Raw genomic sequence first — 20966 nt, forward strand, 5'->3', positions numbered from 1 at the left:
GGATTATTTTCTTAATTTCTCAATGAATTCCACCACCGATGCATGCGAAATGGAATTATTTTCAAAATGAGTTTTGATTATTTTCAGTTCTTCGGCTGTGGTTTGAAACTGATTGAGAATATTATTGATGTGCATTTTCATGTGACCTTCCTGAATTCCGGTTGTTGTTAGTGAACGTAAGGCTGCAAAATTTTGTGCCAAACCTGTTACGGCAACAATTTGCATTAATTCCTGAGCCGATGGCTTTCCCAGAATTTCAAAAGCCATTTTTACCAACGGATGTAATGAGGTCAAACCACCAACAGTTCCTAATGCTAACGGAATTTCTGTCCAAAAAGTAAAGATTCCGTTTTCAATTTTGGCATGTGACAAACTCGAATACTGACCATGGCGTGAAGCATAAGCATGAACTCCGGCTTCAACAGCTCGGAAATCATTTCCTGTTGCTAATACAACAGCATCAACACCATTCATAATTCCTTTGTTATGCGTAACAGCACGGAAAGGTTCAATCTCGGCGATGCGAACCGCCTGCACAAATTTTTCGGCAAACTCTTGTGGGTTTTCTATTTTCTTTTCGGCTAAATCTTCGACTTTACAGGAAACTTCAGCGCGAACAATACAATTGGGAACATAATTCGAAAGGATGCTCATTACAACCGCAATCTCTTTTTCATTTTCATTAAAATCAGAATAATTCTGTGCTTCTTCTTTTAAAGATTTAGCTAATTGTTCTAAACATGAATTGATAAAATTCGCGCCCATGCTGTCTTTGGTTTCAAATGTCGCATGAAGCTGAAAGTAATTTTCTAATTCGGCAGTTTTATTTCGAAGTTCTAAAGAAGTGATTCCGCCACCACGCTTTTGCATGTTTTTGGTAATGCTTTCTGTAGAGGCAATCAAATTGTCTTTTATCGTATTGAAAAAAATCTCGAGTTTAGATGAATCTCCTTTGAACAGAAAATGCACCTGCCCTATTTTTTCAGTGTTTAAAACGGTTGCTTTAAATCCGCCACGAGTACTCCAAAACTTAGCTGATTTGGCTGCTGCAGCCACAACCGAACTTTCCTCAATAACCATTGGCACCGAATAATACTTATCATTGATTAGAAAATTTGGTGCAATTCCCATTGGCAAATAGAAATTGGAAATCGTGTTTTCTATAAACTCATCATGCAGCTGCTGAAGCTTGGCATCGCTATTCCAATATTGCTTTATGGTCGCAATGGCTTCCGATGGATTTGCAAAATATTCATTGGCAATCCAATTGATTTTTTCTTCTTTGGATAATTTTGAAAAACCTGAAATCGAATTATTCATGGTCAGTAATAAGTGAATTAATCAACTACAAATATAGATTATTAATTTGTTGTTTGAGGTGTTGTTGCCGGCGCAGGAACTGGTGCCTGACCTTCTTCATATTCCGTTTCCTTTAAGTCTTCGGTTTGTTTACCCAATCTAACTATTGGATTATCCTTTGTTCCGGTAACCTTAATCGGAATTCCGAAAAGTCCGAATGGCGGTAAACCCAATCGCATTTTGATATTTAAATCTCCGTCAAAGCTGGTTTGTCCTTCAATTCTTGGGCGAAAGCCTGCCACTTTGAATTTAAACCGTTCGATGTTTATGATGTTATTTTTGATTTTGGTTTTGATGTCAACCTGAGACAAATCTGGATTTTTCATAGCATCTTTTCCTGTTTTTCTGCTAACAGCACCAAACATTTTAAAGCCTTTCATTTTTACTTTTTTCACAGAAAGTGTTCCGCCACCAACAAGCGATGGATAAATAGGCTGCATATTTCCGTCCAGTTTTCCGGCAACTTTGTAGTCTAAGGAAATAATTCCTTCTGCATTTTCGGCCGCCGAGGCCATTTCACGGAATAGCTTCACTTCTTTGTAAGCGCGTTTTACATCAAAGTCTTTGGCTAAAATCTTGAAATCAAAATTGGCTCTATTTGGTGTTTCACTTTCATAAACAACATCCATTTTGACATTGCTTCCAACGACATTAAAACTGTTATTTTTCATTATCAGCTTGCCATTATTGATAAGCATGTTCCCGTTTAGCTTCTCTAAAATTAAATCCTGAAAGTTTAATTTATCTGCGACAGCGTGAAACTGCAAATCGAAATTACTCGGAATAACAATTACGCCTATTTCAGTTGGCATCGTTGGTCCTTGAGTATTAGCTTTAAGAACATCCGGAACGGCAGTTTGATTTGATGTAGCCGACATAAATTCGTCACAATTTATAAAGCTCGATTGCAATGCAAAATTCCCTTTTAGTATCGCTTTATCTGTCAATACAAAATCGATTACGTTTTGCAGATAACCATTCATTTTGAAATCGGATTGCCCATAATTGGCAACAAAATCATTGAAATTCATTTTGTCCTGATTGAACACAAAAGTTCCTTCTTTGATGATGAATGGTTTTGGCAAATATTCCGATGTGGTTTTGATGTTTCTCAGTTTTAGTGTTCCACTATTGCGAAGGTTTTTATAATTGCCTTTCATCGCGTCGTTTTGAGAACCTTTGAAAGAAACATCGGCATTGACATAACCTTCTAAATCCAATCCTTTTTTAGAGAAGACTTTATAGATTTTACCTAAATCCAGTTCACCTTTGGCTTTAATATCGTAGTTGATGTTATCGAAATTTTTCAATTTAGCATTGACAAAAATTGGTTTCCCTTCAAATTCAAATGATGCCGGTGTAATGTTTATTTTTAAATCTTTGGTCGAACCTTCCGTGTCTAAAATAGTCGCTAAAAGATTGATGTTCTTTATTGGATTTGGATAATAAATGGTTTTAACGTATCCGTTTTTCAATGCTATTTTTCCATTCGTTACCGGAATTTTATTGTGCATTTTATCATAAACTCCGTTCGATTTGATGTCCATATTCAGAACCCCACGCAAATCCATATTTTGCAAACCAAACGCTTTATTCATTTTTGCCAAATCAATTTTAGATTGAATTCGAGCTGCGATTTTTGGTTTTGATAAGCCAACCGTTTTGACAATTGCTTTAAAATAATCTTTATCGACATTGAAGAATATTGAATCGAGATTTACCCTTAATTGTTCAGTATCAAGCGAAGGCAATTTGGTATCAAAATTCAAAAAGATATTCGATGCCGGAAATGGTGCATCATTATAATTGATATAGCCGTCACGGATTTTCATATTGAAAGCCAAATCGGGTTTTTGATTTTTGGAAGCAATGTATTTTCCTTTTAACGTCAAGGATAAATCGGTGCTCCCTTTTACTTTCGATTTGTCAAGCCAGGTGACATAATGTGGTGGCAAAGCGGTAAAGAAATCCTTAAGCTTACTGTCTTCCGATTTGATATTGAAATCCATTTCATAACCATTGCTGAGGAAGTCAAACTTTCCTTTGAACTCAACCGGCAGTTTATTGATTTTTAAATTATTTTGTTCAAAGACAAATGCCAAGGAATTCGTGTTGATTTTGGTAATCAAATCGGCATTTACTTTTTTGTTTTTTAGGTATTGTTCACCAGCATACGTAAAATCAAAATCTTCGATATCGGCTTCGGTATATAAATCGAAAATAGCCTTGTCTAGGTCACCATTTCCAACATAATTAAAACCTTTAGCATCGATGAGCATCTTTGTGGATTTATCATCATAAACGATATGACTGTCTTCAATAGCAATTTTCTCAAGTCGTAACGAAGAACTCGAGCTGTCCTTTTTTGTCGAAGTATCATCCGAATTATAGACATTATAATTGGCTTCTCCTTTTTCATTGACTTTTACATTTATCAATGCATTGGAAACATAAATCTTGTCGATGTTAACTTTTTTATCAAACAATAATGAACTTAGATTTATTCCGAAAGCCACTTCGTTGGCTGAAAGTAAGGTTTCTTTTTTATAGGGTGCGGAACCTTTTAGAGAGAAATCGGTAAGTGTTAATGTTAGTGACGGAAAGTGATTAAAAAAGGAAAGATTGGCTTCTTTAAAATTTAATTCACCGTTTAGTTTTTTATTGGCAAATGCTTTTACTTCTTCGGCAATTTTACCGGGGAAAAGTATTGGTAGTATGAATAGCAATGCTAAAATAACGCCGAATGTAATTCCGGTAATTTTTAAAATTCTGACAATCACTTTTTTCATACTGCAAAACTACCAATCTTAAGCTTTTACAGCAAATGATTTTGTATTATTTTACACAAAAAAGCCACACAAAAAAGTGTGGCTTAAAAACAAACTAATTATTACTAACTCTAACTTTATTGTTTAATTAATTTCATGGTTTTAGAACTGTTGTTATTGTCAATTGCTTTGACTAAATAAACTCCGTTAGTCAAATTATTTACATCGAACTGATGTTCCTCAGAAATTATGTTGTCAAATGATTTTACCAATTGTCCTGTGATAGAATACACTTCTACTTTAGCAACTTGTCCTTTAATACTGAAGCTTCCTTTGGCAGGATTTGGATATAGACTTACTGTATTGATAAGATTGAAATTATTGTTCGCTAAAGTTGACGGTTTATTTCCATAAAGCCTGAAACCTCCCGGTTCAATAGAAATACTTTGCGTAGTCGATGTTACATCAATTGTTGAATTATCCATCAGGTTATACCAAGTTCCTGTAAAAGGGAATCCACCAGATGTTACTAGTGTATTATTTGAAAAATTAGTTCTGACAAAAGCATAACTCAAAGCTGCTGTTTGTGAAGTACTCGTGTAAACATCTAATCTTGGAGTACCAATGGTCGCTAAATTCCATGCATAGGTACCGTTTTCGAAAACATTTTCATTTATTTTTAAATCAATCAGTTTAGACCAAGTGTTATAAACTGCGCCTCTGTTTGTATCTCCCAACCAGTTTTCGACCCATTGAGGTTGTGGTTTTGTATCTAATTTACAATCCGGAGCAGAGAATGAAACATTTCCTGCATTACACGTCCAAAGTGAATCATCCCAACCAAGTTCACCAAAATGCCATATCATTTTTGGTCCCGGAACTAATAGATGAACAGCTCCAAGTGCAGGTAGTCTTATCAAAGCTTTGGTAAGATCTCCAAATGTTTGGTTGGCTCCACCATCATGTACGGCTTTGTATACTAATCTTTCCTCATCGTGGCTTTCTGCATAACCAACAAAACGGTTTGAAGGATCCGTAACACCTGAAATATCACCAAAATTACCTTTTAAAACATTGGCATAACCATCGGTTATTTTACGCCATTGCATAATCCCTTTTACGTCACCTGAACGCAAATAGTTAGACCATTCTACTTCCTCGTCATAAGAACCACCATTTCCTAAATGCTCAAAAATAACCAAGAAATTTGGATCAAACTCCCATTGTTTATCTGCATACCATTTTAGTTTGGCAACTCTATCAGAGCGGTATCCATTAGTACATGTTTCCTGACCGCCTGATACTGAAGGTGGGCATTGATTAGTAAATCCTTTGGTTAAATCCCATCTGAAACCATCAATTTTATAATCCTGTATCCAGGTTTGAATCGTTCTTACTGAATATGTATTGGTCAAATTATCCGGTTCTCTGAAGTGATTTAAATCGGTACCAACACTATAAGAATGCATTGCATCCTGGTTGCAATACGGATTTTCTGAAGAAACTCTATATCCGGTTCCATTAGCCCAACCGTCATTATCGGTATCTAACATCCACATTCTTTCTAGTGGTGAACGACCGAAAACGTGATTTAACGCTAAGTCAAGAATTACGGCGATACCATTTTGATGGCATAAATCGATAAACTCTTTTAGTTTAGCCGGAGAGCCATATCTTTTGTCTGGCGCCATGTGAAAAACGGTATTATAACCCCAGCTTTCATTGCCTTCAAACTCCATTACCGGCATTAACTGAATTGCATTTATTTTAAGATTTTTGAAATAATCAATTTTATTGATTAAATCCTGATAAGTTCTATTGGCATCGAAATCTCTTACCAAAGCTTCATAAATTACTAAATCTTTTTTCTTTGGTTTGACAAAATTTGTTGTTGCTGTGCTCCAGTTATAATTCCACCATGCTGTTGGACCAGTTTGCAAAACGGTAACTTCTCTTTCCTGTCCTGGTGCTATCGTAGCATAAACCGGTAATCCCGGATATACTCCTAAGGTTACGATTTGTGGATCATCGAAAGGAGATAATACTAAAGTAGAAAATGGATCAGCAGTTTTAACAACAGCAGGAGAATTTGCCGGACGACCTGTCACATCGCAAACCCAATATTGGTAAGCATATACTTGCCCTGGAGTTAGTCCGGTAATTTCTAACCAAAATTTACCTGTCGTTGGATCCTTCTTCATGGCATATGAAGCAGTTGGCTGCCAATTGTTGAAGTTTCCTGCTACATATACAAAGTCTTTATAAGGTGCATTTAATACCAATGTTGCTCTTGTAGCATCGGCAGAATCATAGTTTATTCCATCTAGCTTCCCAACTGGTAATGCTTGTGAAATTGTACCTGGATTGAATATATAGCTAAATCTTTTTACAATTGTTGTTGCACCTTGTGTACACTCTAAAGTAAATACGGTATTTTGTGTTACTAATGGCCCGGCAGTGAAGAATGTCGTTGTTGTTGGACCACTAACTGTCACGCCGTTTGCTTTCAAAGTATAGGTTGCTGCTCCACCGGTGTTAGAGGCTACAACACTTGCGTTGGTACTAGTAGAAATTATTGTATTGCTGTTTTCAGCCGGTGATGATAATGTCATTTGAAATGCTCCCACATTAAAAATATTATCATTTGTTTTTTTATCTCCGGAACCATCTTTAGCTTTTACTAAAAAACCCATTTTCCCAAAAACTGTATTGTTGTAAAAAGTTTGAGGAATAAAGGTTATCGTATAAGTATCTGTTCCTGAGTTGTACGTTAGTCTATTTGCTTCTGATGAAGCTGTCCAAGTTCCATTGGTAGGACAATCTCCAAGGGCATTTCCATTGACATCCTGCATCCATGCCCATAGATAAAGGGCATTTCCGGTAACTCCCCAAGTAGCCTCATTTATTTGGCTTCCCTGAACAGTAATGGTAATACTCTGGTTTCTCTCAAAAGGATTTGGAGTAACCGTAGGCGTAATTGTTTGAACCTGAGCTTGAGAAGCAAAAGTCGAAAACAATAGTAATAGGAATATTTTTTTCATAGTGTTTTTTTTAAAAAAAACATTCCCCGCCAAGTAATGACGGGAAATATTTTTGAAATTCAATTTAGTATTATATTAATTTGGTATTAAACGCAAATTATAGTTTGCAGCATTTCTCACATCTAATACAATTTTATAGTTCCCTGCAGTTGGAACTTTCATGTTACCTCCACCTATTTTAATACCATTAGCATTGGTAGCAGCAAGTGTTTCCGTATTTCCAGACAATGTTCCCATTTTTTCAGACCAGTCATCTTTTAAACGAATAAGGAACTCGTCTGCAGTCAGAGCTAAATCTAGTGTAAACATTCTATAATATGGCGAAGCTGGATCAGTGACAAATGTCATATAAGTTGGTGTTCCCCAACCGTTTGGAGTTGCTTGACCAATCATAGCTATTTGTCTTTTTGCAATCGTATACTTGTCGGTATTCCAATTAACAGTTAAAAAATAAGTGCCAGCTCCATCTGTAGGTCTAATATTTTTACCGCCAGCTTGAACTAAATCTGTAAATGAATTTGGAAACTCAGTGATATCACCTTTATCACCTACCCAGTCAGGTACAGGTGTAAATTTAAATTCAGGATTAGGATTATTCATCCAAACAAAACCTTCATATTTTCCATCATTTGCTTTAGAGAATAATTTAGGCGCATTACTTGGTGTCCAATCGGCATAACCACTGGCTCCTCCAAAATTACCCGGAACATAAAGTCTATCAAATTCATCAAATGCATCGTAAGCAGTCACAGTAACTGTTGCTTCCTGAGATTTGGCATTTAAATTAATATCAGAAGATGCTAATTGATTATTAACCAATGCATAAATTCTAATTTTATAGCTTACCGCATTCCCAATACCGCTTGGATTTGCTGCAAGAACTAAATTGTTAAAGTCTCTGGATTTAAGTGACTTTTCGAAAGATGCTCCTGGAACTGAACTATAGTTACCCAAACTTATTGAAGGATTTAGCGTTTGGTCATCTGAAAACGAATCGGTAGACTTAACCATTTGCAGTTTATAATTCGTTGCTGCTTGGTAACCAAAATCTGCTGATTCCCATTGTACAACTACTGCTTCATCTCCCGCTGTTGCAGCCGTTAATACAAACGTACCATCTACAGGAGCTGACATTGTAAAATCATCCGCTTCTTTAGCCACAGGATCTTTACTGTCTTCTGAACAAGAATACAATCCAATAGTTACAAAGGTGACTAAAAATGCTTTTTTAATTATATTTTTCATAATTATATTTTTTTATTAAATTAATTATATCCAGGATTTTGCGTCAAATTCGGATTCGCATCTAACGCCGTCAAAGGGATAGGGAAAACATTGTAATAATCCGGAATTGAAGTTCCGTTTAATGTGTTTCCTTTCCATGGCCATAAGTAGGAACCTCCGGTAAACTTACCAAAACGGATTAAGTCTGTTCTTCTTACTCCTTCAAAATTTAACTCTCTTCCTCTTTCATCTAAAATGAAGTCTAGTGTTAAATCAGCCTGTGCAATTGAGCTTGCATTACTTCTGCTTCTTACATTATTAACATAAGTTAAGGCTTGTGAAGCCGAACCTCCTGTTGCTCCTCTAAGTACACATTCAGCATACATTAAGTAAGCATCTGCTAAACGGAATAACGGGAAATCGGTATTTGAAAAACTTGTAGGAGTTGATGGCCCGTTAGCATTTGAATTTCTAAATTTAACACTTGGATATCCATTTGTCCATACTTTGTAATCAGTCATTTCGAAAGTGTGACCCGCTGTCCAGAAAAGTTGACCTCTTGCGTCAGAAGTTGTTGTTATATCTCCGTACAGGTTGTACCAAGCTTTCGTTGCTCTGTGTCCGCCCCATCCATCAGTAGCTCCATAAAAGCTCAATGGCATTGTTTCAGAATTTAAATTACCATTCACTAAATAAGTAGTATTACCATAACTTTGACTTGAAATCGCATCAGCAATCAATGGGAAAATAATCTCCGGTGAAGTATTGTTATCTGCTGAGAAGTTTTGAACGAAGTTTGGAGCTAAAGTATATCCTCCCTCAGTTATTACCTTATTAGCGTAAGTAAGTGCATCATTGTATCTGGCTGTTCCTGTATATACCTCAGCATTTAGATATAATCTTGCTAATAGCATTCTGGCAGCTGACTTATTTGCTCTTCCGTACTCATTTTGGTCTGGCAAACTGCTTTCAACAGCTAATAATTCTGACTCTACATAATTGAATAGTTCTGTTCTGGATGCTTCAGGTAAAGATTCTGTTGCTCCATAATTTTCCGTTGTAATTAATACACCTTTCCCAAAACAGTCTATCATATAATAATAAGCCAACGATCGTAAAAAACGTAATTCACTTATATACAATTCCTTATCCGGACCACTAGTATTATTAAGAGCAACTATTAAGTTAGTTGTTTGAGGCACTGTATAATAAACTCTATCAAATAAATATCTGAAGAATTTATTGTTTTGTGTCCAGTTAGAGGTCGTTGTCAATTGGTCAAGACCATCATCTCCCCAACGGTTTTTCATGTCGTCGGCTGTAAAATCCTGTAGGTTAATAATCCCCCTTAAGAATCCTGTTTCTCCGGCATCGTTTGATACGATATCCGAACTTCCCGGACCAGAAGGGCCGGTTAATGCAAAAGTTGCATACATTTTTGACACAAGACCTTTAGCTGCTCCCGGATTATTTTGAAGCAAATTGTCCAAAGTGTCGCCAATCAACGGTTTTTGATCCAACTCATTGGAACAAGAAGCCATTACAAAGAGTATGGCAACTACAGTTAATTTTCTAAAATTTGTTTTCATATTTTTCATAGTTTTTTAAAAATCGATGTTTACACCCATGTTAAATGTTCTTGGTCTTGGGTAGAAATCTGTCTGAATTCCGGAAAAACTTTCCGGATCCTGACCTGGATATTTTGTTAAGATAAATAAGTTGTTAACTCCAACTGACAAACGTAATGAACTTGATTTATATAATTTATCAAATTTATATCCTAACGAAATACTTTCGCAACGTAGGAAAGTTGCATCATGAATGAAATAATCAGAAACAACTGAATTATCTTGTATTGTAGTAAATGGTAAATAACCACTCAAAGCATTGTTAAGGTTTGTACTTTGACCTGGCAAAACTTTCTCTTTAAATCCAAATTGATAGTCTGGGCTATTGTAAACGTTTCCACCTAACTGACCTCTGAAACTTGCATTAAAATCGAAGTTTTTGTAGTTGAATGTAGTACCAAAACCAAATGTCCAGTTTGGAGCCATAGCTACATAATACTTATCGCCGTCATCAGTAATTTGACCATCGCCATTTCTATCAACAAATACGTCTGGAACCGGATGTCCTGCGCTATCATATACCTGCTCATAAACCCAAGCAGAATTTGGCTGCTCACCAACAGCATGATAGGTTAATGTTCTACCAATACCAGGTAATTTGTTCAACTCTATTCTGGAAGTACCTTTTAGCTCATCAACATTTCCAATATTGTAGGATACGTTACCATTTAAACTCCAGTTCATATTATCTGTTGACAATAATTTCACAGTAAGATTAGCCTCAATTCCTTTTCTTGATAGCGTTCCTGCATTATCAACAAATCTGTTAGTCAAAAACTGTCCCGGTGGAAAGTTAACTAATGCCAACAAATCAGTTGTTTTACTGTAATAAGCATCAATGCTACCTGTCAACTTGCTATTCTTAAGAATATCGAAATCTAATCCAACATTATATGTAGCCGTTTTTTCCCAAGTTAAATTTGGATTATATGGGTCGATTGAAAATGTTCCGATACCAGGTAAATATTGACCTTGTGCACTACCTATTGTGTAAGTAGGTATATATGAATAATATCCGGCAAAAGCAACATCTCTAAAATCACTGTTACCTGTAAATCCATAACCTAATCTTAATTTAAGATCATTAACACTGGAAGAATTTTCTAGGAAACTTTCTTGCTTGATTTTCCATGCAAGGGCTGCAGATGGAAAATAACCCCATCTGTTGTCTTTTGGAAATAAAGATGAAGCATCTGCTCTTACTGAAAAACTGAATAGGTATTTATCTAGTATGTCTATATTTGTTCTTCCAAAATAAGACTCAAGGACCATTTGCCCATAATATCTTCTATTTGGATTGTTTGCGGCCGGAGGGTTAATCTCTCTAAGACCACTATCAACATTATAACGGTATTCTGTTTTATTCCCGTCTAAAACAAAACTTTGGTAGTTGTGCCCACCTTGCACTTCAAATTTAGTAACAGTACCTGTCAATTTTTTTGAGTATGCTAAGTAAGCATCCACTGTTTTATTCATTATGGTTTGTCTCTCCAGATAATTCAACCCAGGGTTAAAGACATAATTGGTAGAAGGAGTTGACCCAATAGTAGTCCTTGTCTGATAAGTTTCAAGTGCATTATTGCTAAATTCTTCCTTAATATAAGATTGTGATGCTTCCATACCCAAGTTAACAACAGCTCTCAATTCTGGTAAGAAAGGCATTTTATAATCAAACTCAACATTACCTAAGAATTTATCGATAGTCTCAGGTCTGTATCTTTGATTCAATCTAGCTACCGGATTATATGCACCCTGAAGTAAATATCTTCCATCCCAAGATGCACTGCTAGGATTGTTTGTTTCTTGAAAATATCCTGCAAATCTATTGTCCGGACTATCTCCATATATTGGTTTTGTAGGATCCATATTTAATGAAGCATACGTAACAGCGCCAACGTCAATAGCATTTTTCTTTGAACTGAATCCTTTAGCATTAAGGTTAACTTTTAAGTTCCCATCAAGATACGTTGGAGATACGTTGAAACCAGCAGAAATTCTAGAATAGTCATTAGTCTGAATTAATCCCTCTGTTTTATTATATCCTACAGAAGCTCTAAACGGAACGTCTCCAAATATCGCAGCTCTAACACTAAAATTATGGTCCTGACTGAATGAAGTTCTGAAAACAGCATCTTGCCAATTGGTATTAGACAAAATTCTACCTTCAATAATTCCAAGTGTTGAAGGATCATCAACAGTAGTATCAGGCAAATTAGGATCATCAATACCTAATCTATTGGTATACTGAGGATAATTTGTTTCGATAAAAGATGTGAATTCACTAGCATTCATAACATCAATTGTTTTTCCAACCTTCCCAAAAGAGAATACATTAGAATAACTAAACTTTGGAGCTCCTGATGAAGAACCTCTTTTGGTTGTTATAATGATAACACCATTCGAAGCTCTTGAACCATAGATAGCTGTTGCAGAAGCGTCTTTCAAAATAGTGAAAGACTCAATATCATTTGGATTTACCAAAGACAATGGATTTGATTGCCCGGCAGCCAATTTGTTATCAATCTGAACATTATCAATAATGATTAACGGACTTGATTGCGCACTTAACGAAGCACCTCCTCTAATTCTAATATTAGGAGGAGTGTCTGGCTGACCTCCATCATTAGTGATTCTAACTCCAGCCACTTTACCAACAAGTAACTGATCGGCAGAAACTATAGCTCCTTTGTTAAAATCTTTAGCCGATACTACAGAAACTGATCCGGTGGCATCTTTCTTTCTAACAGAACCATAACCTACCTGAACTACAACCTCCTGTAATTCGTTTGCGCTTTCAGCTAAGCTGATTGAAACCGATTTTTGTCCTGTAAAGGTGATGGTTTCGTTATTGTAGCCAATAAACGAAAAGACTACTTTGTCTCCGCTTTTTAGACCCGCTAACTGGAATTTCCCATCAAAATCTGTTGTTGTACCTGTGCTGGCACCTTGAACGTTTACATTTACTCCCGGAAGTGGCTGATTTGATTTTTTATCAATTACAACTCCACTTAAACTGCTTTGAGCCAATACGCTAAAAGGCAGTAATAAGAATAAAAATAACAACTTTTTGTAAATTGTTTTCATACATTTTGTTTAGGTTAAAAAATAATTTTGTGCTTGTACTTAGACTTCGAATGTTAAATTTATGTAAAAAATTCAATCAACAGAATTCAGGGCTGTTAAATATGCTTCGAAAACGTTTGCGTGTTGAAAACTTTTTGCTTTTTACAATTAATTAACGCTAAAATTGATAGAATAAAAAATATCATATACCTTTATTCAGAAATTAGTATTTATCAAATTCATAACATGAAAAGAAAAGTAACACTAAAACAAATTGCCAAAGAATTAGACGTATCAATATCTACTGTATCTAAATCGCTAAAAAACAGTTTAGAAATCAGCGAAGACACCAGACAAAAAATTCAGGCATTTGCCAAATTATACAACTACAAACCAAACAATATAGCCCTGAGTTTAAAAAACAGAAAAACAAAAACAATTTGTATTATTATTCCTGAAATTATTCATCATTTTTTTGCAACTGTAATTAGTGGCGTTGAACAAGTAGCCAATGAAAATGGTTATAATGTGTTAGTCTGCTTATCTGATGAATCATTTGATAAAGAAGTAATTAATATGGAAATGTTAGCCAACGGAAGCATTGATGGTTTCATCATGTCGCTATCAAAAGAAACCCAACAAAAGAAAGATTTTCACCATATCGTTGAAGTCATCAATCAGGGAATGCCGGTTGTAATGTTTGATCGTGTTACCAATGATATTTTATGCGACAAAGTAATTATTGACGACAATTTAGCTGCTTTCAACGCCACTCAGTTTCTTATAGACAAGGGGTTTAAAAAAATAGCATTGATAACAACCGTTGACTATGTAAGCGTAGGAAAACTAAGAACTCAAGGCTATATCAAGGCATTAAAAAACAATGACATGAATGTCGATGAAAGTCTAATTCTTAGAATTGAAGACACCGAAAATTTTGAAACTTTAATCGAAGACTTACTGACTAATAACGATTTGGATGCTGTTTTTGCAGTAAATGAAATTTTTGCCGTAACCGCCATTAAATTAGCCCGAAAACTAAACATCAAAGTCCCGGAAGAACTTTCGATAATTGGTTTTACCGACGGGATTATTTCAAAATATTCTACTCCAAGCATATCAACGGTTAGTCAAAACGGAATCAAAATGGGAGGAAAAGCTGCAAAAATGCTCATTGAAAGACTGGAAGCAGAAGACGAAGAAGACGAACAATACAGCACCGAAGTCATAGAAACCGAATTAGTAGAAAGAGAATCCACCATATAATTTTATCAACAAAAAAACGTTTGCGTAACTCCATGCCTGCATTTTTTTTACTTAAAACCTACAAAATTTAAATTCTTTATTATCTTTACGACAATTATCAAAGCTTGTACTTTTACTTCGAACTAAAATAAGTTTTGATAAGCCTCGCGCTTATCGTATTATAAATCATTAAATTACGATAATGGAAAAGCGTAAATTAGGTTTCTGGGAAATTTGGAACATGAGTTTCGGTTTCTTAGGAATACAGTTTGGTTTTGCCTTGCAGAACGCAAACACTTCTAGAATCTTCGATACACTTGGCGCAGAAGTTGACAAAATAGGACTCTATTGGTTAGCAGCACCACTAACTGGTCTGATAGTCCAACCAATTGTTGGCTATTTTTCAGATAGAACCTGGACTAGATTAGGACGAAGAAGACCTTACTTTCTTGTCGGCGCTATTTTATCGTCCATTGCATTAATCTTCATGCCAAATTCTCCATCACTATGGATAGCTATTGGTACTTTATGGATTATGGATTCTTCCATCAATATTTCAATGGAACCATTCCGCGCATTTGTTGGCGATAATTTATCCGAAAAACAAAGAACTTTAGGTTTTGCCATGCAAAGTTTTTTTATCGGACTTGGCGCTGTTGCAGGCTCAGCACTTCCATACGTTTTTACCAATTGGTTTAATATTGAAAATACCGCACCGGAAGGAATAATTCCTCCATCAGTAAAATGGTCTTTTTACGTTGGCGGTTTTGTATTTCTCTTAGCTGTGATTTGGACAGTAGTTAAATCAAAAGAATACTCCCCCGAAGAATTAGAGGCTTTTGAAAATACTAAAAAAGAATCTACCTCATCAAACACTGATGATTCCGAAAGTGGTTGTACCGAAAAAAGACAATTTAATATTGGCTTAGTTCTATCTGTTATAGGATTATTACTTTCTTATTGGGTTTACGACATCAATACAACGAGTAAAAGCAGCCACAAAGAACTATATATTCTTTCTATAGGAATATTAGTTGCTGGTGTCTTATTTGCTGTGGTTTCTCAATTGAGAAAAAGAAATGTTCGTAACGGATTTACTATTATTGTAACGGATTTATTGAATATGCCAAAAACAATGAAACAATTGGCATGGGTTCAGTTTTTCTCATGGTTTGCATTATTTTCTATGTGGATTTATACCACTAACGCTGTTACAGGTCATGTGTTTGGAACCACAGATACAAAGTCAAAACTTTATAATGATGCGGCTGACTGGGTATCAGTAATGTTTACAGTTTACAATGGTGTGGCTGCTGCAGTAGCTTTTCTTTTACCGGTTTTAGCCAAAAGAACCAGCAACAAATTCACTCATATGCTTGCACTAATTGCCGGAGGACTAGGATTGATTTCTATCTATTTTCTATCTGATAAGGTTGGATTATTGTTAGCAATGATAGGTGTTGGAATTGCCTGGGCAAGTATTTTATCTATTCCTTATGCCATGCTTTCAGGAGCATTACCATCCAGCAAAATGGGTTATTATATGGGAGTTTTCAACTTCTTTATTGTAATTCCGCAAATTGTAGCCGGAACCATTTTAGGATTTCTAGTAAACACTTTTTTCAATGACGAACCGATATATGCTCTAATTATTGGAGGATTATCAATGATATTTGCAGGATTTTTAACGCTGACAGTATCAACAAATAAAAAGATTGACATTAATGAGTAAAAAAGCATTCATCTTCGACCTTGATGGCGTTATTGTTGACACGGCCAGATATCATTTTTTGGCATGGCAAAAAATAGCTGCCGAATTAGGCGTCGAATTTACACCAGAACACAACGAAGAATTAAAAGGAGTTAGCCGTGTTCGTTCTTTGGATATTATTCTAAAACTTGGAAATATTCAAGCGTCCGAAGAGAATAAAAACAAATGGCTGAAGCAAAAAAATGAAGATTATCTGGCATATATTGAACACATGGATGAAACAGAAATCCTTCCCGGTGTTCTTAATATTTTAGAATTTATTAAAGAAAAAAATCAACTAATCGGATTAGGTTCGGCTAGTAAAAATGCCCGACCAATTTTAGAAAAAGTGAAAATTTTGCATTTGTTTGATGCCATTGTTGACGGAAATGACGTAACCAATGCAAAACCAGATCCTGAAGTTTTTCTCAGAGCTGCAAAATTATTAAATGCAACCAACGAGAATTCCATGGTTTTTGAAGACTCGGTAGCCGGAATTCAGGCTGCTAATATTGCCAATATGACAAGCATCGGAATTGGCGATGAGAAAATTTTACATGAAGCAAAATACAATTTTAAAGATTTTACTTTTATGGATACATCTTTCATAGAAGCGTTCATAAACTAAAATTGAATGATAAAAGGAAAAAGAAAATGAATCAAGATTATATCAAACCAGACAACTGGTCTATCATAGAAGAAGGTTTTGACTTAGACCAAGTGAAATCCTCCGAAAGTCTATTCAGTATCGGAAACGGTGCCATGGGACAACGCGCCAATTTTGAAGAACACTATTCCGGGGAAACATTCCAAGGAAGTTATATTGCCGGAATATATTATCCGGATAAAACCAAAGTGGGTTGGTGGAAAAACGGATATCCCGAATATTTTGCCAAAGTTTTAAATGCCCCAAATTGGATTGGAATCAATATAGAAATCAACGGAGAAAACCTTGATTTGGCAACATGCAAAGAAGTAAAAAACTTCCGCCGCGAATTGAATATGAAAGAAGGAATCTACAACCGTTCTTTTGAAGCTACTTTGCAAAACGGAACTCAAATCTCAGTAAACGTTCGCCGTTTTCTTTCGTTAGATTTGGATGAAGTTGGCGTCATCAATTATGAAGTTACCCCAATAAATAATGACGCTAAAATCGTTTTCAAACCTTATGTTGACGCCGGAGTTCACAACGAAGATGCCAACTGGGAAGAGAAATTCTGGGAACCATTGGATGTGAAAAATTCGGGTAACGAGGCTTTTGTAACAGCAAGAACGTTCAAAACGCATTTTACAGCTACAACTTTCATGCAAAATAGTATTCTGTTAAATGGCGAAAACCAGAATGTTTCTCCATCAAACATTGAAGCTTCAAATGAGAAAGTTCAGTTCACTTATGAAGTTGCTGCCGCAAAAGGTCAAACAGCTTCAATACAAAAATTAGGTGGCTATACTGTATCCATGAACCATGACAATACTCAAGTGGCAGCGCAGAATGTCATCGCGAAAGCATTGTCATTTGGCTACGACCAATTACTAAATAATCAAATCGATGCCTGGGCAAAAATATGGGAAATGAGCGATATTACTATCGAAGGCGATGTAAAAGCGCAACAGGGAATTCGTTTCAATATTTTCCATTTAAATCAAACGTATTTAGGTAAAGATTCGCGTTTGAATATCGGCCCGAAAGGATTTACAGGCGAAAAATATGGTGGCTCTACGTATTGGGATACCGAAGCGTATTGCATTCCGTTTTATATGGCTACAAAAGACCAGCACGTGGCTCGAAATCTTTTGGCGTATCGCTACAATCAATTGGATAAAGCCATTGAAAACGCAGGTAAATTAGGTTTTACAAACGGCGCTGCTTTGTATCCAATGGTGACGATGAATGGCGAAGAATGTCATAACGAATGGGAAATTACCTTTGAAGAAATCCATAGAAATGGTGCGATTGCTTTTGCGATTTTCAACTATTACAGATACACCGGCGATTACTCATACATTCCTGAAAAAGGTTTAGAAGTGTTAATCGGCATTGCCCGTTTTTGGCATCAAAGAGCGACTTTCTCAACTCATAAAAATCAGTATGTGATTTTGGGTGTTACCGGTCCAAATGAGTACGAAAACAACGTAAATAATAATTTCTACACTAACTATCTGGCCAAATGGTGTATCGATTATACTATCGAACAAATAGAAAAAGTAGAAAAAGAATACAGCTCCGATTTTGCCCGAATCATGAGCAAAGTAAAATTAGATAAAACTGAAATCGGACATTGGAAAAAAGTAGCTGACCACATGTACTTCCCGTTTTCGGAAGAACATGATGTGTATTTGCAACAAGATGGCTTCTTAGATAAGGAATTAGTAAAAGTGCACGATTTAGACAAATCACAACGACCAATTAATCAAAAATGGTCTTGGGACAGAATCCTGCGTTCGCCTTATATCAAACAAGCAGACACATTACAAGGTTTCTATTTCTTCGAAGATCATTTCAGCAAAGAACAATTAGAAAAACATTTCGATTTCTATGAACCGTTTACCGTTCATGAAAGTTCACTTTCGCCTTGCGTTCACTCCATTCAGGCAGCCACTTTAGGCCGAATGGAACAAGCCTATACTTTCTATTTAAGAACTTCGCGTTTGGATTTAGATGACTATAACAAAGAAGTCGAAGAAGGTTTACACATTACTTCGATGGCAGGAACCTGGATGAGTATCGTCGAAGGTTTTGGCGGAATGCGTATCAAAAATGATGCACTCCATTTTGAACCAAGAATTCCAAAAGACTGGAATGGCTATTCATTTAAGATCAATTTCAGAAACCAAATTCTAAAAGTTTCTGTTCATCAAAATGAAACCAAATTTGTTCTTGAAGGAGAAACAGCGATTTCAGTTTTCGTAAACGGAAAAGAAGTCTTGGTTGAACCTAATAGTTTGGTAACAGTATAAAAAAATAATTAATTGAACCATATAAGGCATATAAGTCCATTTAAGTTATTCTTATCTGATTTATATGCCTTATATGGTTTAAAAACAATTGCATTATGAAAAAAATAATTCTCCTTTTACTGCTTTCCGCTTCTGCATTCGCGCAGATTGACCGTGTTGAACCGCCCTTTTGGTATTCCGGAATGAATTTGTCAAGCGTTCAGATCATGTTTTATGGTAAAAACATTGCGCAATATGATGTTACTATTTCAAATAACATCGTTATCGAAAATATCAAAAAAACAGAAAATCCAAATTATGTTTTTGTAACTATTGACACTAAAAATGTAGCTGCTTCTGAATTAACGTTTAGCTTCAAAAGCAAAAACAAAGTAGCTTTTACCAAGAAATATGAGCTGAAATCGAGAAGAGAAAATTCCAAATTCAGAAAAAGTTATGACTCATCAGATATGATTTATTTGATAATGTCCGACCGATTTGCTAATGGAAATCCAAACAATGACAGCGACAAATCAGTAACTGAAAAATTCGACAGAAGCAATCCTAACGGGAGACATGGCGGCGATATCGAAGGCATTATCAAAAATTTAGATTACATAAAAGAACTTGGCGCAACTGCCGTTTGGCCAACGCCACTTTGCGAAGACAACGATGCCAAAGGTTCCTATCATACTTACGGGCAATCCGATGTTTATAAAATCGATCCACGTTTCGGAACTAATGAAGATTACTTGCGATTGAGTGCCGAATTACACAAGCGAGGCATGAAAAACATTATGGATTATGTAACCAATCATTGGGGTTGGCAGCATTGGATGTACAAAGATTTACCAACGTATGATTGGGTGCATCAATTCCCAACCTTTACAAACTCTAACTACAGAATGACAACTCAATTCGACACAAACGCTTCGGCTATTGATGCTGAAAATTGTATGGATGGTTGGTTTGTCCCTTCGATGCCCGATTTAAATCAATCAAATCCTTTAGTGCTGAACTATCTGACTCAAAATGCGATTTGGTGGATTGAATACGCCGATTTGGATGGATTTAGAGTGGATACCTATTCATACAATGACAAAGAAGGCATTTCAAAATGGACAAAAGCCATTACTGATGAATATCCTAATTTTAATATCGTAGGCGAAGTCTGGATGCACGACCAGGCACAAATGGCTTTTTGGCAAAAAGACAGTAAAATTGGCGCCATTCAAAGTTATAATTCCAATCTGCCAAGCGTAATGGATTTTACGTTACACGATGCTTTTGGCTCTGTTTTTAATGAAGATAAAAGTGAATGGGATAAAGGAATGATAAAAATCTATGACAATTTCACAAACGATTTTCTGTATCCAAACATCAATAATATAATGGTTTTTGCCGAAAATCACGACACCAATCGTTTTAATCAGGCATATAAAAAAGACTTTAAAAAGTATCAGATGGCAATGGCTTTATTGGCTACTATTCGTGGAATTCCACAATTGTATTATGGTTCCGAAATTGGTATGGATGGCGATAAAGGCAAAGGTGATGGTGATATTAGAAGAGATTTTCCAGGTGGCTGGAGTGGTGATAGAAATAACGCTTTCACCAAAGCCGGAAGAACAGAAGAACAAGAGAAATTCTACAATTTCACAGCCAAATTATTCAACTGGAGAAAATCAAAAGATGTGATTCATTTCGGGAAAATGAAACACTATGTTCCCGAAAATAATGTGTATGTTTATTTCCGTTATAACGAAAAAGAAAGCGTTATGGTGATTATCAATAACAGCAATGAAAGTCAAACTTTCAAAACCAAACGATTTGCCGAAAGCATCCAAAACTATCAAACCGGAAATGATATTCTTTCCGGAAAAACAATCGATTTAAAAAACGATATTACAGTCGATGGAAAATCAACTTTGATTCTAGAATTGAAATAAAA

At 35.7% G+C, this 20966-nt stretch carries 11 protein-coding genes; 5 read left to right on the forward strand and 6 right to left on the reverse strand.

The features are described from left to right. Nucleotides 1-3: 3 nt before the first annotated feature. The 6 genes from L1S35_RS05815 to L1S35_RS05840 form a co-directional block, all read right to left on the reverse strand. Nucleotides 4-1320 carry a hydroxymethylglutaryl-CoA reductase, degradative gene (locus L1S35_RS05815; RefSeq protein ID WP_236397738.1) on the reverse strand — a complete coding sequence of 439 codons (1317 nt, stop codon included), beginning with the start codon at nt 1318-1320 and terminating at the stop codon, nt 4-6. Nucleotides 1321-1361: 41 nt separating this feature from the next. Further along, the gene (locus L1S35_RS05820) at nt 1362-4148 is read right to left on the reverse strand and encodes an AsmA family protein (protein WP_236397741.1); all 2787 of its coding nucleotides are present in this window, start codon (nt 4146-4148) and stop codon (nt 1362-1364) included. A gap of 116 nt (nt 4149-4264) precedes the next feature. After that, nucleotides 4265-7168, reverse strand: coding sequence for a T9SS type A sorting domain-containing protein (locus L1S35_RS05825; RefSeq protein WP_236397742.1), 2904 nt, complete (start codon nt 7166-7168; stop codon nt 4265-4267). A 75-nt stretch (nt 7169-7243) separates the two neighbouring features. Further along, nucleotides 7244-8413: a SusE domain-containing protein gene (locus L1S35_RS05830; protein ID WP_236397745.1), complete on the reverse strand. Its 1170-nt coding sequence runs from the start codon at nt 8411-8413 to the stop codon at nt 7244-7246. A 20-nt stretch (nt 8414-8433) separates the two neighbouring features. After that, entirely contained in the window at nt 8434-9981 is a 1548-nt protein-coding gene (locus L1S35_RS05835) for a RagB/SusD family nutrient uptake outer membrane protein (protein ID WP_236397748.1), read from the reverse strand. A 15-nt stretch (nt 9982-9996) separates the two neighbouring features. Then, complete coding sequence (locus L1S35_RS05840; RefSeq protein WP_236397751.1) at nt 9997-13104, reverse strand: SusC/RagA family TonB-linked outer membrane protein; 3108 nt, start codon at nt 13102-13104, stop codon at nt 9997-9999. A 225-nt stretch (nt 13105-13329) separates the two neighbouring features. Between L1S35_RS05840 and L1S35_RS05845 the strand changes: the two genes are divergently transcribed. From L1S35_RS05845 to L1S35_RS05865, 5 genes are all read left to right on the forward strand, one after another. Then, complete coding sequence (locus L1S35_RS05845) at nt 13330-14349, forward strand: LacI family DNA-binding transcriptional regulator (RefSeq protein WP_236397754.1); 1020 nt, start codon at nt 13330-13332, stop codon at nt 14347-14349. A gap of 181 nt (nt 14350-14530) precedes the next feature. Next, on the forward strand, nt 14531-16060 hold the full coding sequence (locus tag L1S35_RS05850) for an MFS transporter (protein ID WP_236397757.1): 1530 nt from the start codon (nt 14531-14533) through the stop codon (nt 16058-16060). Beyond that, nucleotides 16053-16706, forward strand: a complete 654-nt coding sequence (gene pgmB / locus L1S35_RS05855) for a beta-phosphoglucomutase (RefSeq protein WP_236397760.1) — start codon at nt 16053-16055, stop codon at nt 16704-16706. The genes L1S35_RS05850 and pgmB overlap by 8 nt, the downstream gene beginning before the upstream one ends. 26 nt (nt 16707-16732) lie before the next feature. Further along, nucleotides 16733-19036 carry a maltose phosphorylase MdxK gene (gene mdxK / locus L1S35_RS05860; protein WP_236397763.1) on the forward strand — a complete coding sequence of 768 codons (2304 nt, stop codon included), beginning with the start codon at nt 16733-16735 and terminating at the stop codon, nt 19034-19036. 95 nt (nt 19037-19131) lie between these two features. Continuing rightward, nucleotides 19132-20964: a glycoside hydrolase family 13 protein gene (locus L1S35_RS05865; RefSeq protein ID WP_236397766.1), complete on the forward strand. Its 1833-nt coding sequence runs from the start codon at nt 19132-19134 to the stop codon at nt 20962-20964. Nucleotides 20965-20966 lie beyond the last annotated feature (2 nt).

The sequence above is a fragment of the Flavobacterium anseongense genome (assembly GCF_021608185.1).
Lineage (GTDB): Bacteria > Bacteroidota > Bacteroidia > Flavobacteriales > Flavobacteriaceae > Flavobacterium > Flavobacterium anseongense.

Excerpts from the sequence above, each read along its gene's own strand:
- L1S35_RS05830 (WP_236397745.1), bottom strand. The coding sequence starts at position 8,413 with ATGAAAAATATAATTAAAAAAGCATTTTTAGTCACCTTTGTAACTATT.
- pgmB (WP_236397760.1), top strand. The coding sequence starts at position 16,053 with ATGAGTAAAAAAGCATTCATCTTCGACCTTGATGGCGTTATTGTTGAC.
- L1S35_RS05825 (WP_236397742.1), bottom strand. The coding sequence starts at position 7,168 with ATGAAAAAAATATTCCTATTACTATTGTTTTCGACTTTTGCTTCTCAA.
- L1S35_RS05865 (WP_236397766.1), top strand. The coding sequence starts at position 19,132 with ATGAAAAAAATAATTCTCCTTTTACTGCTTTCCGCTTCTGCATTCGCG.
- L1S35_RS05820 (WP_236397741.1), bottom strand. The coding sequence starts at position 4,148 with ATGAAAAAAGTGATTGTCAGAATTTTAAAAATTACCGGAATTACATTC.
- mdxK (WP_236397763.1), top strand. The coding sequence starts at position 16,733 with ATGAATCAAGATTATATCAAACCAGACAACTGGTCTATCATAGAAGAA.
- L1S35_RS05815 (WP_236397738.1), bottom strand. The coding sequence starts at position 1,320 with ATGAATAATTCGATTTCAGGTTTTTCAAAATTATCCAAAGAAGAAAAA.
- L1S35_RS05850 (WP_236397757.1), top strand. The coding sequence starts at position 14,531 with ATGGAAAAGCGTAAATTAGGTTTCTGGGAAATTTGGAACATGAGTTTC.
- L1S35_RS05835 (WP_236397748.1), bottom strand. The coding sequence starts at position 9,981 with ATGAAAACAAATTTTAGAAAATTAACTGTAGTTGCCATACTCTTTGTA.
- L1S35_RS05845 (WP_236397754.1), top strand. The coding sequence starts at position 13,330 with ATGAAAAGAAAAGTAACACTAAAACAAATTGCCAAAGAATTAGACGTA.
- L1S35_RS05840 (WP_236397751.1), bottom strand. The coding sequence starts at position 13,104 with ATGAAAACAATTTACAAAAAGTTGTTATTTTTATTCTTATTACTGCCT.